The sequence below is a fragment of the Tenacibaculum xiamenense genome, assembly GCF_964513065.1.
Lineage (GTDB): Bacteria > Bacteroidota > Bacteroidia > Flavobacteriales > Flavobacteriaceae > Polaribacter > Polaribacter xiamenense.
In genome coordinates this window covers 466,739-481,731 of record NZ_CAZEQU010000042.1, presented here as the reverse complement: position 1 = coordinate 481,731, position 14,993 = coordinate 466,739, and the positions used below count along the sequence as shown (strand labels likewise).

Annotated in this window: 19 protein-coding genes; 14 read left to right on the top strand and 5 right to left on the bottom strand. The window is 31.7% G+C overall.

What is annotated here, in order from left to right:
• Window positions 1-107: 107 nt before the first annotated feature.
• Complete coding sequence (locus ACKTTV_RS21735; RefSeq protein WP_408032979.1) at window positions 108-1,712, bottom strand: hypothetical protein; 1,605 nt, start codon at window positions 1,710-1,712, stop codon at window positions 108-110.
• 294 nt (window positions 1,713-2,006) lie between these two features.
• Between ACKTTV_RS21735 and ACKTTV_RS21730 the strand changes: the two genes are divergently transcribed.
• The 6 genes from ACKTTV_RS21730 to ACKTTV_RS21705 all read left to right on the top strand — a co-directional run bounded on the left by ACKTTV_RS21730 (window position 2,007) and on the right by ACKTTV_RS21705 (window position 5,439).
• On the top strand, window positions 2,007-2,309 hold the full coding sequence (locus ACKTTV_RS21730) for a hypothetical protein (protein ID WP_408032978.1): 303 nt from the start codon (window positions 2,007-2,009) through the stop codon (window positions 2,307-2,309).
• 100 nt (window positions 2,310-2,409) lie between these two features.
• Window positions 2,410-2,892, top strand: a complete 483-nt coding sequence (locus tag ACKTTV_RS21725; RefSeq protein WP_408032977.1) for a GNAT family N-acetyltransferase — start codon at window positions 2,410-2,412, stop codon at window positions 2,890-2,892.
• On the top strand, window positions 2,893-3,396 hold the full coding sequence (locus ACKTTV_RS21720; protein ID WP_408032976.1) for a DinB family protein: 504 nt from the start codon (window positions 2,893-2,895) through the stop codon (window positions 3,394-3,396). It abuts the gene before it with no gap.
• Window positions 3,397-3,440: 44 nt separating this feature from the next.
• Window positions 3,441-4,295, top strand: a complete 855-nt coding sequence (locus tag ACKTTV_RS21715; RefSeq protein WP_408032975.1) for a helix-turn-helix domain-containing protein — start codon at window positions 3,441-3,443, stop codon at window positions 4,293-4,295.
• A gap of 148 nt (window positions 4,296-4,443) precedes the next feature.
• Complete coding sequence (locus tag ACKTTV_RS21710; RefSeq protein WP_408032974.1) at window positions 4,444-4,932, top strand: DUF2938 domain-containing protein; 489 nt, start codon at window positions 4,444-4,446, stop codon at window positions 4,930-4,932.
• A gap of 78 nt (window positions 4,933-5,010) precedes the next feature.
• Entirely contained in the window at window positions 5,011-5,439 is a 429-nt protein-coding gene (locus ACKTTV_RS21705) for a DUF1801 domain-containing protein (protein ID WP_408032973.1), read from the top strand.
• A 146-nt stretch (window positions 5,440-5,585) separates the two neighbouring features.
• On the opposite strand, the gene ACKTTV_RS21700 is transcribed toward ACKTTV_RS21705, so the two are convergent.
• From ACKTTV_RS21700 to ACKTTV_RS21690, 3 genes are all read right to left on the bottom strand, one after another.
• Window positions 5,586-6,212, bottom strand: a complete 627-nt coding sequence (locus ACKTTV_RS21700; RefSeq protein WP_408032972.1) for a hypothetical protein — start codon at window positions 6,210-6,212, stop codon at window positions 5,586-5,588.
• Between the two features lie 70 nt (window positions 6,213-6,282).
• Window positions 6,283-6,702: a DUF2141 domain-containing protein gene (locus tag ACKTTV_RS21695; protein WP_408032971.1), complete on the bottom strand. Its 420-nt coding sequence runs from the start codon at window positions 6,700-6,702 to the stop codon at window positions 6,283-6,285.
• Window positions 6,703-6,839: 137 nt separating this feature from the next.
• On the bottom strand, window positions 6,840-8,999 hold the full coding sequence (locus ACKTTV_RS21690) for a TonB-dependent receptor (protein WP_408032970.1): 2,160 nt from the start codon (window positions 8,997-8,999) through the stop codon (window positions 6,840-6,842).
• 252 nt (window positions 9,000-9,251) lie between these two features.
• On the opposite strand from ACKTTV_RS21690, the gene ACKTTV_RS21685 reads away from it, so the two are divergent.
• The 8 genes from ACKTTV_RS21685 to ACKTTV_RS21650 all read left to right on the top strand — a co-directional run bounded on the left by ACKTTV_RS21685 (window position 9,252) and on the right by ACKTTV_RS21650 (window position 14,525).
• Complete coding sequence (locus ACKTTV_RS21685; RefSeq protein ID WP_408032969.1) at window positions 9,252-9,455, top strand: hypothetical protein; 204 nt, start codon at window positions 9,252-9,254, stop codon at window positions 9,453-9,455.
• A gap of 133 nt (window positions 9,456-9,588) precedes the next feature.
• A complete protein-coding gene (gene pdxH / locus ACKTTV_RS21680) occupies window positions 9,589-10,236 on the top strand; it encodes a pyridoxamine 5'-phosphate oxidase (protein ID WP_408032968.1) in 648 nt (215 codons plus the stop codon).
• Window positions 10,237-10,266: 30 nt separating this feature from the next.
• Window positions 10,267-10,755, top strand: coding sequence for a SixA phosphatase family protein (locus ACKTTV_RS21675; protein ID WP_408032967.1), 489 nt, complete (start codon window positions 10,267-10,269; stop codon window positions 10,753-10,755).
• A gap of 8 nt (window positions 10,756-10,763) precedes the next feature.
• Complete coding sequence (locus ACKTTV_RS21670; protein ID WP_408033198.1) at window positions 10,764-11,660, top strand: Ppx/GppA phosphatase family protein; 897 nt, start codon at window positions 10,764-10,766, stop codon at window positions 11,658-11,660.
• Window positions 11,661-11,776: 116 nt separating this feature from the next.
• Window positions 11,777-12,877, top strand: coding sequence for an OmpA family protein (locus ACKTTV_RS21665; protein WP_408032966.1), 1,101 nt, complete (start codon window positions 11,777-11,779; stop codon window positions 12,875-12,877).
• Window positions 12,878-13,342: 465 nt separating this feature from the next.
• Window positions 13,343-13,534 carry a hypothetical protein gene (locus ACKTTV_RS21660; protein ID WP_408032965.1) on the top strand — a complete coding sequence of 64 codons (192 nt, stop codon included), beginning with the start codon at window positions 13,343-13,345 and terminating at the stop codon, window positions 13,532-13,534.
• Window positions 13,524-14,324, top strand: coding sequence for a hypothetical protein (locus tag ACKTTV_RS21655; protein ID WP_408032964.1), 801 nt, complete (start codon window positions 13,524-13,526; stop codon window positions 14,322-14,324). The genes ACKTTV_RS21660 and ACKTTV_RS21655 overlap by 11 nt, the downstream gene beginning before the upstream one ends.
• 3 nt (window positions 14,325-14,327) lie before the next feature.
• Window positions 14,328-14,525 (top strand): hypothetical protein, encoded by a 198-nt coding sequence (locus ACKTTV_RS21650; protein WP_408032963.1) that lies wholly within the window; start codon window positions 14,328-14,330, stop codon window positions 14,523-14,525.
• 35 nt (window positions 14,526-14,560) lie between these two features.
• Here ACKTTV_RS21650 and ACKTTV_RS21645 read toward each other — a convergent pair whose 3' ends face one another.
• Window positions 14,561-14,992, bottom strand: coding sequence for a hypothetical protein (locus ACKTTV_RS21645; protein ID WP_408032962.1), 432 nt, complete (start codon window positions 14,990-14,992; stop codon window positions 14,561-14,563).
• Between the last annotated feature and the right edge of the window lies 1 nt (window position 14,993).

Below are 14,993 nucleotides of genomic sequence, written 5' to 3'. Positions count from 1 at the left end.
GCACTAATAGGTCAAAATTCCATCATTATAATACAATATCATTAATTAACACCACGGTAGTAGTGGATCACCCAAAAGATGCGTTTTGTAAAAGCACATCTTTTGGATTAATTAGAGGAATTTGATTTGTAAGTACCAAACACCTTATTTTCTTTATAAATTTCAGTTATCAAGCCATGAATCTTCTTAAGATTATTATTATTGGGATGCAACCCCATTGTTGACACCAATGAATCTAATACCTCTTTCGCTTCTTCCTTGCTCAATACAGAAAGTAAATACTTTAAACATCTTTTATCTGAATAGGAGGAAAACTCTTTATCTCCCCAAATTCCATTCATCAGTTCTTTATTATGAAATATAAAGCTATAGATTCGATCATTACTATCATTGGAATACGTTGAATTGAATGCATATTGATTCAGCACGAAAATATCCGAAATTGTCTTAAGAATAGTAGTAGCTGTGCTTTTGTTAAATTCAAAAAAATCATTATCGAGTAATATTGCTAAAAATAATACCTTTTGAGAAAAATTATTCGAATTTAACCTACCCATTTCCTGAACGACTTCATCATACTCTTCTTGACTCTTGAAATCCAACATCCTAGACTCATTATGAAGAGGATTACCTTCTATATAATCCAAATATAAATCCCATGATTTCAAACTATTGTACGGGCATCTGCTATGTAATTCCCCTAATTTCTTTGTTTCTTCAACTTCTTCAATCAATAATTTAAGATGAGTTTTAAGTCCTAAAAATGCATATAGCTCATTATCATCAAATTTATTTAATAGTCCGAGATTTACGTCCATACCCTTTTCTGAAAATAAAGTTTTCTCCTCCAGAATACTGTTTATCATTATACTCCTATCTATACTTTCTTTAAGGTATGTTGTAAATGACTCTTTAAATTCGTAATCAGTATCTATAAAAAACATTAGTTCAAAATCTCTTGGTAAATGCGCCTGATGAAGAAATACATAAGATTTCAGATCCAAAGTACTTCCAACATTATTTTCAATGATTTTCTTCAGTTCTTCCTCATTTGGCTTCTTATCATTGTTAAATATTTCCTCAATTAATAATAACGGTTTTTCATCAGAAACTTCAAGGAACTCTCTAATTTTCCTGCAATAGGTGGTGTCACATGTAGAATAGTCTTTCAATTCACAATAATTCCGAAACAAACTAACATCTATTTGATTTGCAAATTTCTTGTAAATACCTAAAAGATATTTAAGTACTTCTTCTTCCTCATTCCAAGACTTATACTGAGCAACCCCCAAACTTAAGAAAAGCTCGTCAGTCCTACTAAGCTCGCTAGTCATTAGGAGATTCTCAACTTTATCGATAGTCTCTGTTGCCAATTTCATTCTTCGGTGATAATTACGCTCCTTAATAAGAGCCATAACCATCAATTTCGCCTTCAGTACTGGATTATCTATCATTTCTAAAAAAACATGATAATCGTCTATTTTATTTGACAACAAACTCACATAACACTTCGCATAGGTATTAATGGTAGGATTAGTCACATTCGCATCAATGTATGTCAAGCCCTTTATCTTTCCTTCAAGGTTTGAAAGTAATAATCCTTTTGCAACATGGTAGTTTATTGAGGATTTATCCATTGAAGCAATTAATTCTTTTGCTTTTTCCAAATTCCCTCCATAAGAAGAAGCAGTAATAATTTCGTTAAATGTCAAAAATGAACGATTTATATTTATCGCATTAAATTCAGAATTAAATCTCTGGGCGTTTAATGAAATAGAAAATAACAAAAAGATAGTGATTTTATTAAGCTGATTCATAGTTTTTTTTTGCAAAAATAAAAATTACAAATCAGCTTTTAAAGGTTTTTATGATATTTTGAGAACCAATCCCAGTGTTTACTTCAAGCTGCGAGTAGGTTAGAACAATATCAAGACTCCACCATCGGCTATCAGGATATGTAAACCACAACTTTAGCCTACAGTTTTGGCAATACAGCTCATCATATCTTGGCTTGTAGGGCCTCAAATAGCATAAGGCAAGTAAACACCTTTACTGAAAGTGCCTATGGTTATATACGAGCTATTGATAAAAAAGGAAAATGTATTTGGAGGCATTTTGTTGGCTCAACTATTAGCGGAATTGCTGTTTCTGACGACGAAAAAATACTTTGGGTAGCCTCTTGTGCTGGTATTATTCATAAACTACAACTAGGAAAAGGACATAGAGATGAACATACCATAGGAAATGGAAATCATTATGAAGATTTTAGAATATTGATATGGAAGAACCATCAAATTTTGAAATGGTAAAAAAGATAATTTACAATAACCTATTCGTTTAATTAAAGTGGCTTAAGCTTTTATTTCCTTATATTTAAAACTAGTAACACTAACAGTCAATCTTTTACTTTTGAATATTAGAAAAGCGCAAACTTCTGATTATGATGCTATCTGGGAGCTTTTTTCAGAAGTTATCAAAACTGAAGACACCTATGTTTTCGAAAAAAATACACCAAAGAGAGATTTGGAAAAACACTGGTTTGCTCCCTATATGAAAACTTTTGTAATTGAGGTTAATGGTAAAATCCTAGGCACATATATCATAAAACCAAATCAAATCGGGTTAGGAAGTCATATTGCAAACTGTAGTTATATGGTACATCCGAATGCCCAAGGGAAAGGTATTGGTAAAAAATTATGTGAACATTCCATTAAAATTGCTCAACAAGCTTCTTATAAAGGTATTCAATTTAATATTGTTGTAAGTACCAACAAAGCTGCTGTGGCTTTATGGGAAAAATTTGGTTTTAAAATTATTGGAACTACTCCAAATGGTTACAAGCATGCGAAGTTTGGATATGTTGATACTTATATAATGTTTAAACAATTGTAAATGATCAATAGAATTTTTAGAGATAATGGGGCTATAGGTGCTATTTTAGATGAATATGAAAAGACTATTATAGAGCTTAATGATGTAATCCAAGGAATTCCTCAAAAACAATTAATAGCTACGGTTGATTTCCAAACCAAAGATGAAGATTGTAAATCCATTCAAACTATTTTAACACATGTAGTTTCTAGTGGTTATAATTATGTTATCGTCATTAGAAAATGGTTAGGTGAATCTGTTTCTTATAAAGAAAAATTAGCTCTTAATTCTTTCGAAGAATATCAAATCGCTCTTCAAGAAATGTTCGCTTTTAATGAACAAATATTCAGAGATTATCCTCACTTAAAATTATGCGAATACGATCCTTCGAAAAAAATAAAAACTCGTTGGGGACAATTTTATGATGTTGAACAACTCTTTGAACATGCTATAGTTCATATTCTAAGACACCGAAGGCAGATTGAAAAGTTTAAAGTAATGTTAATTTCAAAATTAGATGAATAATATTATGTTGGTTTTTATAATTTCATAGTATAATCTAATTACGCTTGGAAACTCAAAAAATTCAAATACGTTCTATTAGAGAACCCCATAATCCTGGAAACTTTTCAATTCAAAATTTGACACAACTTTTGGAAAGTAAAGATATGTTCGAAAAAGTACATCGACATGATTTTTTCTATATGCTTGTAATTTATTCTGGAAATGGAAATCATCAAATTGACTTCGAAAATTTCAATATCACTGAAAACTGCATTTTTATTTTAAAGCCAGGACAAGTCCATGAATTATTTCTAAAGAAAGGCACGCAAGGGTATTTGATTTGTTTTGAAACCGACTTTTACCCCCCTAATGATCTCCAAACAAAAAAAGTATTTCAAACAGTAAATCGAATAAACCTTTTCTCTATTTCTTCTATTTTATTTGAAACCCTCAAAAAACATTTTGATGCCATTTACAGTGAATACACATCAAAAAATATGCTTTTTAAGCAAAGCATTATCACATACCTTAACCTTATTTATATAGAGTTATTTCGACAGTTAAAAAACGACACTTCTGTAAAAAGCTTCGGATCTTATGAAGAAGAAACCTTAGAAAATCTTATTTTTCTTATTGAGAATAACGCTCATCATCAAAAACAAGTTGCTTTTTATGCCAAATCATTAAAGCTTACTCCCTTCCAATTGAATTCTGTTTTAAAAGCAACTTTAGGAAAAACCTGTTTGCAATTACTCAATCAACAATTAGTATTAGAGGCAAAGAGAAACTTACTTGCCACAACAAGCCAAATTAAAGAAATTGCTTTTCAATTAGGTTATGAAGATCCATCTTATTTTTCACGTTTTTTTAAAAAACATACTGGACATACCCCTGAAGATTTCAGACAAACATATCAATAAATTGTTCTTTTTTTATTGAAGGGATTGTTCTCTTTGAATACGTTAATAACGTCCTGTTTATTTAAACAATTACATAAATCCTACTCTTCTTTAAAAATGTCCTACAGTCATCTTATCTTTCAACTGTAATATTGTAAAAAACTTAAAAATGAACACAGTATTACAAGTAATTTTAGTTGGAATTGGAGGAACACTTGCTATGGATATTTATTCCTTAATCCTTAAAGCTTTCCATATAAAAACATTAGATTATCGATTTGTTGGAAGATGGATTGGCCATTTTCCAAAAGGAAGATTTTTTCATCAAAAAATCATGGAGTCTTCTGTTATTCCTTATGAACAGATTATTGGTTGGACAGCTCATTACTTAATTGGTATTAGTTTTTCTTTCCTTCTCTTTTTTATTTATGGAAAAAAATGGTTTCAATCTCCTACATTTTCACCGGCTTTAATTATTGGAATTGTTACCATTGTAGCTCCCTTCTTTCTTTTACAACCAGCATTCGGATTTGGAATTGCAGGTACAAATTTACCTTCTCCAAATAAAGCTCGAATGATGAGTTTTATAATTCACTGTGTGTATGGAGTCGGGCTATATATCTCTGCAGTTCTTCTAAATAATAGTCTCAAAAACTAGTTCAGTATTTATAACGGGGGCATCCTAAGATATTGTTTTTAGTATCTTTGATTCTAGAGAATTAATTAAATATGAGCTATGAGTGAACTTACAATAATTAGTCATCCAGAAGTAGCAGCTATTTTTAATAATTACCCCGAAGAGGTAAAAAAACAAATGCAAGCTTTACGAGAACTCGTTTTAGAAACAGCTAAAGAACTAGAACAAGTTTCAAAAATTGAGGAGACTTTAAAGTGGGGAGAACCTAGTTTTGTTACTAAAACAGGGAGCACTTTGAGAATGGATTGGAAGAAAAAAAAGCCAAAACAATATGCCATGTATTTTCAATGCTCTAGCAGATTGGTAGAAACTTTTAAAATGATATTTCCTAACTCTTTTTCTTATGAAGGAAAACGGGCTATTGTGTTTGGACTTGATGAAGACATAGATACGGAAAAGTTGAAGCACTGTATTAAATCTACTCTTCTATATCATAAAGTTAAACACCTCCCTACTCTTGGTATTTAATCTGCTTCTTTTATTCACTTGATAAAATATTTAAAAGTTATAAGTCTCAACGGTAATTAAAATAACAATCAATAGAAACAATTTTCAACATAAATTCTCTGGACATATTTCTTCCCAGAGAATTTATTTGTTTGCGAGGAGTTAAATTACGACCCTTTCTTACATTTTTTTAATAATTGCTCTCCACGCTCTTTGCCCCATCTCGGATGATATTTTTCAGGCTTGTCTGTTTTTAAAAGCTCCATAGCTTTTTCTACATTCTTACAATACGGATCAATTGGTTGATTAAAAAACGCCGCACTTCCCATATCCCACTCAGCTTTTCCTAAAATTACTCTTGGGTTTTTAGGGGCTAACTTTTCCGCCTCTGCATAAAGAATAATGTTTTTTGTTGACAAGCTCATTCCGTATCGCTGACCATCAAATGCTATATAAGCTGTATTTAAAAGTGCTTGCGTAATAATAATTTCAGGATTGTTTTCCGATAAAGATGTGGCTTCATCTAAAAATTCTTGCGCTTTTTTAAGCTTTGCTTCTAATTTTGCTTCATCTTTAAGTCCAAAACTTCCTAAGATTTCAATAGTTGCAACGTAAAATGGAGGTAACCAGTTATCCTTTTCAACCTTTGCTATTCTTTCAAATAATTGAGCTGCTTCTGTAGTTTTATTTTCTCCCCAAAGAGCAAAGGCTTTTTCCATGCCTTTCTCATAAGAACTCTGTCCATTAACTGCGAACGATGTTAAAATAACAAGTGCGATAATTATATTTTTCATCTGTATATTTTTTAAGTGATTGTTGTTGGTTTATTTATCAAATCCTTTTATAAAGGCTTGTTTAGTTGTTTTAGTACATATTAATTTTAAGCGTGACATCCTTATCTACAGTAAACTTTGCATCCTTAAACTTTGGAGGTCCCATAAAGCCTTTGGCATCTCTTGATAATCCCACTGGTTCTTTAGGAATTCCAAAAATTCTAGTATCCATTTTTTTATTATCATTTTCATCATGAAAAGAAGATATTGCATAAACACCTGGCTTTACTCCTTCAAAAACAACGGTAGCTTTCTTGTCCTTTACAGAAACTAATTTGTTTTGAATTCCTTTTTTAAGAAAACTCGACTCATTATCATAAAGCCCCACATATAAATCTCCTTTGTCAGTCTTCATCCCTGAAAATTCGACCGTAATTTTATATGTTTCTTGAGCAAACGTTATACAGGTTACACTCAGTAATAGAATTAATGTTATTGCTATTTTTTTCATCTGTCTATAATTTTATTGTTAGCTGTTCAAATATCTTTTTATTATTCGTTTTTAAGAAAATCGAGTTTCCGAACTGTTGTTTTTTTAGGCTGAGTTGTATTATTTCAAGCAAAGCTTTAAAAACCAACTATTTCTTCTTACAAGTTATTTAATTGATTATCCTTTTTATTATCACTAATCGTCCAAAAGAATCCTACAAAAAAGAAAGTATCCGCTGGAGGAGTAATTGCCTGTCTGGCATAAAATCCATTTGTATCTGGCGTGTTTTTATAGTTGTATCCGAATACATTTTGAGTACCTAAAACATTGTTCACTGAGAAATACAGGATTTTTTGTTGACTTATTAGATATGCCCAATTAAAACTTACAGAATTATAATTAATAGTTTTTTCATTCAAAAAACCTTCTTTATTCGGGTTCGTATACCTTCTTCCTGAAGCAAAATTATAACTCAAACCTAATTGACTTTTCCAATCTTTCACAAAGTGTTTTACTACTGCCGACATGTTGTGCGAAGCTGCAAAACCAGGTGTAGCTTTTGTGGGAAAATTTCGATAATCTCTTTCTGTGTCTAGATAAGAATAAGATAACCAATACTCAGTATTTTTAATATTCTTACCATCTCTCCAAAAAACATCAATTCCTTTGGCATATCCATTTCCTTCATTTGTGAAGTTTGTTGATGGTAATAAGAACTCTGAATCGAACTTAACCAAATCGTCATACCCTTTATAGTATCCTTCAATTCTGAAAATTTGCTTATCGTGAACATATTGATAATTGGCTATCAAATGAGTTGCACGCTCCGCCTTTAGATTGTCAGCAAACTTTAAGTATTCATTCCTTGGATTCTGATAATATTGTCCATATGCCAAGGACATTTGAGCATTTTTCCCTGTTTTATAAGCCAAAGATAATCGAGGTGAAACAGTAAACTGATTTAACAATCCTGAATTTTCAAAACGTACTCCTACCTTTGAGGCTAATCTTTTCGAAAAATAAATATCAGTTTCTACAAAACCACTGGCAATATCATTTTTAAAACTTGTTTGATATTCTCCTGTTGAAAATCCATCGAAATTTTCTTTGAATGATGTCAAAAAGTACTCTGCTCCAAAATTAAGTTTGAATCGGTTTGACACTTTATGCTGAAGCTTTACCTTCGCATGTATGGAATTCTCATCATCTCTAATTTTATCATCTACAACTGTAACTTTAGAAACATCATTGGTATAACTCAATCCTCCCGATATTTTCCAACCATCTCCTAATCTATCTTTATAAGAACCATTGAAATACAAATTTCTATTATTCAAGCCAAAATGAAAACCATCTTCAAAATTAATATCATCCTGAATTAAATCGAAATCAGCATAACTAAAAGCACTATATAATTTAAGCAAACCTGTATCTCCTGTTTTATACCTATAAACCATTTCTCCACTGGCCGACTGCACTGGTCGATTCCATGTATTTCGATCTGGAAAAATTTCTTGATAAGGACCTAAATTTATATACGAAGCATTAACACTCAATGAATTTTCACCCCAAATTTGTGTGTTCCCAATTCCGGCACCAACTGTCATTAAAGAAATATCGGTTTTTTCCTGAGTAGGAGCATCAACCGTATTCATTTCCAAAACACTAGATAAGGCCTGTCCATATTCAGCAGAATAACCACCTGTCGAAAACGAAAACCCTTTAAATAAAAAAGGCGAAAATCTACCTCTCGTAGGAATGTTTCTAGCGGTTGGCGTGTAAGGAGTAAATACACGAATACCATCAACAAATATTTGAGTTTCTTCTGCTTCTCCTCCTCTCACAAATAGACGACCATCTTCATCAACAGTAGTTGTACCAGGTAAGGTTTGAATAGCTCCAACAAAATCACCTAATGCACTTGCCGTTGTTACAACATCTAATGGCTTTAAAGCCGTAACTTTGGCATTATCTCCAGCTTCAAACGTTCCTGCATTAATGGTAACGGCGTCAAGAGTATTCACATTTTCTCTAAGTTTAATTGATAAGTTCTTCAATTGAGAGACATCCGCTCTTTTCATATAAGTTTCAAAAGAAATAAAAGATACAAGTAATGTACGTATCCCCTTCTCTTCAGTAGAAAAACTAAAATTTCCCTCCTCATCCGAAGATGTCCCATCATAGGTTCCTTCTAAGAAAATATTAGCTCCCATAATAGGCTCTCCTTTTTTATCAGTTACTTTACCCGAAATAATAGTTTGAGAATAACTCAATAAAGTTGTGAATATTAATGCTGCTGTAAATAGTATTTTTTTCATTGTGCTTATTGCTTGTTTTGACACTTCAAAATTGTAACAGAAAAACATCTTCTAATAAAAAGAGATGCTCAGTTGTCGTTTTTAAATGATGAACTGTATTTGGCAAAAATAGATTGGAGCAATAGTGAGCGACCTCACATTTCTTGTGATTGAGTATACAAATCTTGCTCTGTTTAGTTAATAACCTTAAGCAACTATTGAGAATTCACTACCTTTATTTCAAATTGGAACGAATACATCAAAACTTTACAAATGAGAAAAATTGGAACTTATATCGCTTTATTCGGAATATTTGCCATCATCCTTGGTTCAATAGGAAAAGTGCCCAGACTCTTAGTTTGGATATATGATTGGGGAGAAACTATGGCTTGGGTAATAAAGATTGCCTTTGTTGTTATTGGAGTTACCCTTTTTGTATTAGGAGGAAAAAGAGAGTCTAAAAGTATAGATCAGTAAGTAAATTATTTGTTCCATTATATAGACCTCATAGTGGTTGCGATTTTTGTTTTAACTCACAATATTTCACAACTACTCTTTTCGCTTTTTTGTAATTAAATAAGTAATTTTACAAAGATTAAAAAAAAATGTAATGGCGCACGATTTAAGTAATTACAGAAAGTCTTACGAAAAGCATGAACTGCTAGAAAAGAATTGCCCTGAAACTCCTATTGAATTGTTTAGAAATTGGTTTTTAAATGCTGATGAGTCTGGAATGGTGGAGGAAGCAAATGCTATGAATATTTCAACTCTAGGACTGGATGGTTTTCCTAAAAACAGAATTGTTCTTTTAAAAAAATATACCTGGGAAGGTTTCATTTTTTATACAAACTACAAATCTGAAAAAGGAAAGGCTATTCTTGAAAATGATAAAGTGTGTCTATCTTTTTTTTGGCCTGCTTTAGAACAACAAATAATTATTAAAGGAAGGGCCGAAAAAGTTCCTACCAACCTATCAGATGGTTATTTCGAATCCAGACCAGATGGAAGTAAATTAGGGGCTTGGGCTTCAAATCAAAGCGAAGTGGTTTCGTCTCGAGAAGCAATGGAGGAAAGCCTAATAAGCTACGAGAAAAAATTCGAAGGAATTGAAATTCCAAGACCAGAACATTGGGGTGGATTTATCGTAAAACCTATTTCTGTTGAGTTTTGGCAAGGGCGTCCAAACCGCTTACATGACAGAATTAGATACACTTTAGAAAAAGATTTTTCTTGGAAACTTGAACGTTTAGCTCCTTAGTTTTATATTTACACATCCTTTAAAACCTACATGAAGACAATATATATTGTTAGACACGCAAAGTCATCATGGGAATATGATGGCATAAAAGATATTGATAGACCGTTAAAAAAGCGAGGTATTAACGATGCCCATTTGCTATCAAAAATATTGGCTAAGAAACTTAAAAAGCCAGATGTTTTTGTTTCTAGTAGTGCTAATAGAGCTCTACATACTGCGGTTATATTTTGTGAAAACTTTGACTATCCTTTATCTAACCTACAAATAAAACGCCAACTTTACAGTTTCAGTGATGGGTACTTAGTGAAAACTGTAAAAGCTCTTGATGACGGTTTTAGTAGTGCTATAGTCTTTAGTCATGACCATGGAATCAATACATTTGTAAACAAATTTGGAAACAAACCTATTGCTCATGTACCAACCTGTGGTGTGATTGGAATTAAGTTTAACGAAAAACATTGGAAAGACATCAAAAAAGGAACTACCGTTTTGGTCGAATTTCCAAAATATCATAGATAAAATAATACATTTTGAAAATAACAAAGTACGGTGCCATTGATATTGGTTCGAATGCGGTAAGATTATTGGTTGCTAATATTATAGAGGATGAAGATAAGGAGCCTCAGTTCAAAAAATCATCCTTAGTCCGAGTTCCCATTCGCTTAGGAGCAGATGCTTTTGTTAGTGGAGAAATTTCCGATGGAAATATTGACAGAATGGTAGATGCTATGAACGCCTTCAAATTAATTATGAAAGTTCATGGTGTTTCAAAATATAAAGCTTGTGCTACTTCAGCTATGCGTGAAGCTTCAAATGGGCAAGCAGTTGTAGAAAAAATTTTAAAAGAAACGGAAGTTGAAATTGATATTATCGATGGTAAAAAAGAAGCTGCTATCATTTCTTCAACCGACTTAAGTTCTTTAATAAAGTCTGATTCAACATATTTGTATGTCGATGTAGGAGGTGGTAGTACGGAATTTACACTATTCTCTAAAGGTAAAATTGTTAACTCTAAATCATTTAAAATAGGAACCGTTAGGTTAATTAATAATGCTAAGGCGGAAAATAAAGCTATTTTCAAGAAGGTTCAACAATGGATAGAGGAAAACACCGAAGACTATAAAAGAATTTCACTAATTGGTTCTGGAGGAAATATTAACAAACTCTTTAAAATGTCAGGCCGTGAACTTGGAAAACCTATTTCTTACATTTATTTAAATGCTCAATATCAGTTTTTGAAAAAGATGTCTTATAGAGAACGAATTTCTGAATTAAGCTTAAATCCTGATAGAGCGGATGTAATTATTCCAGCAACTAAAATTTACCTTTCTGCAATGAAATGGAGTGGAGCTAGAAAGATTTTTGTACCTAAAATTGGGTTATCCGACGGAATTATTAAAAGTTTATATTTCAATAAGTTATAATTAATTTTAACATTCCTTTAACAACTCGTGGTTTTTTATATATTTGTGTATATGTGACTTAACATCCCTTGAAGTGTCATAAAAGTGAAACCATTTAATCACAAATATTTTATCTTATGAAAAATCAATTATTCTTGATTGGGGCATTTGCTCTAGCCATTACTACTGCCTCTGCTCAAGATTTACCTAGCAATCCAGAACCAGGGAAATGTTATGTACGATGTAAAACTCCAGATGTTTGGAAAAACGAGGAGGTAAAAGTGGAAATTGCACCAGCTTACAAAAAAATTGTAACCTATCCAGCAGTTTATAAAACAGTTACGGAAAAGGTATTAGTCAAAGAAGCAGGTAAACGTTTAGAAATTGTTCCAGCCGTTTGGGAAAATAAAACAATCTCTTACACTGCTAAAGAAGACGCGAATAAATTAAGAGTAATACCAGCAAGTTTTGTTTCTGATTCAGAGACTATTGAAACAAAAGCTGCCTCTGCTCGTTGGGAAATGAGTGAAAAAGCTCCTGATTGTGAATCAAGTGATCCAAATGATTGTAGATATTGGTGTTACAAACCTATTCCTGCAAACTTTGAAACAATTCCTATTACGAAATTAGCAAGTGATGCTTCAACTGAGAAGTCACCTGTAAATGGTTTCGAAAAAACATATACGAGAAGGGTAATGACTAGCCCTCCTACGGTTCGAGAAATTGAAATACCTGCTGTATATAAAGATATAAAGAAAACGGTATTGGAAAAAGATGCTTGGCAAGAAGAAATTACAGTTGATGCGAAGTACAAAACTGTAACTAAAGAAGTTTTAGTCTCAAAAGGAGGCTTAACTTCATGGAAAGAAGTTGAGTGTAAATTAGTTGAAAACACACCACTTCCAATTAATTGGAATTTAGGTAGTGCAACCTTAACTCCAGGTGCTAAAAGAATTATAGATGGTAGATTATTACCAATATTAAAAGATGGATTAGCTGTTGCTATTGAATCTCATACCGATTCGAGAGGTTCAAAAACAAGTAACCAATCATTATCAGAAAGAAGAGCACGAGCAGTTGTTAATTATTTAATTTCAAAAGGAATTAACCCAAGTCAGTTAACAGCTAATGGTTATGGAGAAAATAGATTAACCAATAGATGTGCTGATGGAGTTTCTTGTACTGAAAGAGAACATTCAGCAAATCGTAGAACGACATTTAGAGTTGTTAACCAATAACATATGAAGTTCTAACTTACTACGGTTCTAACAAAGATCAAAAAAGAAAACCGAGCGTTGCTCGGTTTTTTATTTTTTTAACCGTTTTATGCTGATTTTTTTCTTATTTAAAAAAGTTCCCAAACACATTTAACACTGGTTAAACATCTCGAATTCTACCTCCTCCAATGGCTAATTAACTTCGGAAAAACCCTATTTCATAAAAACTTTAATAGCAATTAATTAACTTCTGAATAATAAAAACTTTAAGTTTTAACAACAAAACTTTCTTTTATTTCACCAATTAAATTAAGGGAAAACCCTGAAATAACTTCTAGGGTAAATAGGTATTGTAACTATAAGATAAACACGTTAAGTTTGACGTTATTTCAGTAGAGGTACTGATTGACAGACAAAAACGAACCCGACAGATTTAATTAATATTCTAACTTTACTTCACTATTAATATAAAATTTTGAAGTAATCATGAGAAAACTTATTACACTTTTCGCGCTTGTTTTTACGATGGTATTATTTGTAAATTGTACAGATAATTCATTAGAGGATTTAAAGCAAAATGAACAAAAAACAGAAGAAAATATCAAATTCGACAGCTTCTCATGCGTCGACCCCGCAAATAACGGAACAGAGGAAGACGATGAGGAAGATGATGATTAATAATACACCTATTATTTTAAAAGGCTTGGTTACTTTCCTGATAGTAACCATGTCTTTATTTCATGTTTTTTTTTCGGAATACTCTTACCAATATACTGAGCATAAGAAAATCTATAAATCAATTGTAGAAAGCAGAGATCAGGGAATTATGGAGTTATTAGAAAATCATAATAAAAAAATAGAAAACACCTCAGATAAAGATTCCTTAATTTTTTTATCTCAAAAACTTATTACTGATTATAAAAGCCATAGACAAAAAATTAGTCTTGAATTAAAGAACTATAAAAAAACGAAAAAGCAATACTATAAAGAACATTCATTTAGAGGAAGAAGTAGCTTTCACTTTTGGGTTTTTGTTTTTGGTTTGGTATCTGCCCTTATGTTTTTTAGCTGCAAATCCCTATATGATGATATTGTGAATGGTAGTACCTATCGCTTTCAATTTATTTCTTTAACCGGTATTGCTATCTCTTTCTTTTGGATGATTCACTTAACTTTTTTCACCCAAGAAGATTTCACAAAAAACAGCTATTTCCTAATGATTCTAGTTTGCGCTTGCCTCGCTACTTTTTTTACTTATTTCTTAGTAAAGAATTATACTTATAAAGATGACATTATATTAAAGCAACTGTCTTTAATCGATAAAATAAAAACTATACACTACCCCAGAGTGGCTTTGAAGGCATTGTATGCTGAAAGAAATGACAAAGCCATGTTAGCAACAGACACGGTAAGAGAAAATGCCGATGCCTTTGATCATGATATTGTTACCACTCTAAAAGATGTTTAACTTATGAAGCGACTTATAAGAAGACTATTCAGAAAAAAACGGTACTCTACTCGAGAACAGCGAGAAAATAGAGAGAAAAAAACCATTATTGAAATCGCCAAAAAAGTGGTGGAAGAAGAAAATAAAACGGCCAAACTTAACAACCAACTAGATCAAAAAATGAGTGAATTTTTAAATAGGACCCATACGTTTCATTTCTAAAATGAAATAATTAAACATTAATTAAATCTCTCCCCTTAATTCCCCATCTTATCTTCTAGAAGTTTTTCGTACCTCTCAATTTTATCGTACATTTTCTGTAATTCTCGTTGTTGCTCAAAGTTTGAGAATATATTTACTATTGCATCAATTTTAGGCTCTTCTCTGAATTTACCTGAATTGGTTAGTATATAATCTAAAATTTCTTCAGGAAACAACTCATCTAAATTCTTTACATATTTTTCTCCAAAACCTTTTCCTACTATCATTTTTCCCTCGCCCAAAATAAGCCAATTAGCATTAATTTCCGGATAGGATTCAAGCACAGATTTTAAAAAACTCTCATTTACTGGTGTTTCCCCATTTAATATACTCTCCAATTCTTTTGTGTTAAGATCAGTTCCATTAGAAAATTCTTGGGTAGTAATTCCTTTATACTTTATTACTTCTTTTAATCTTTTAACTATCATT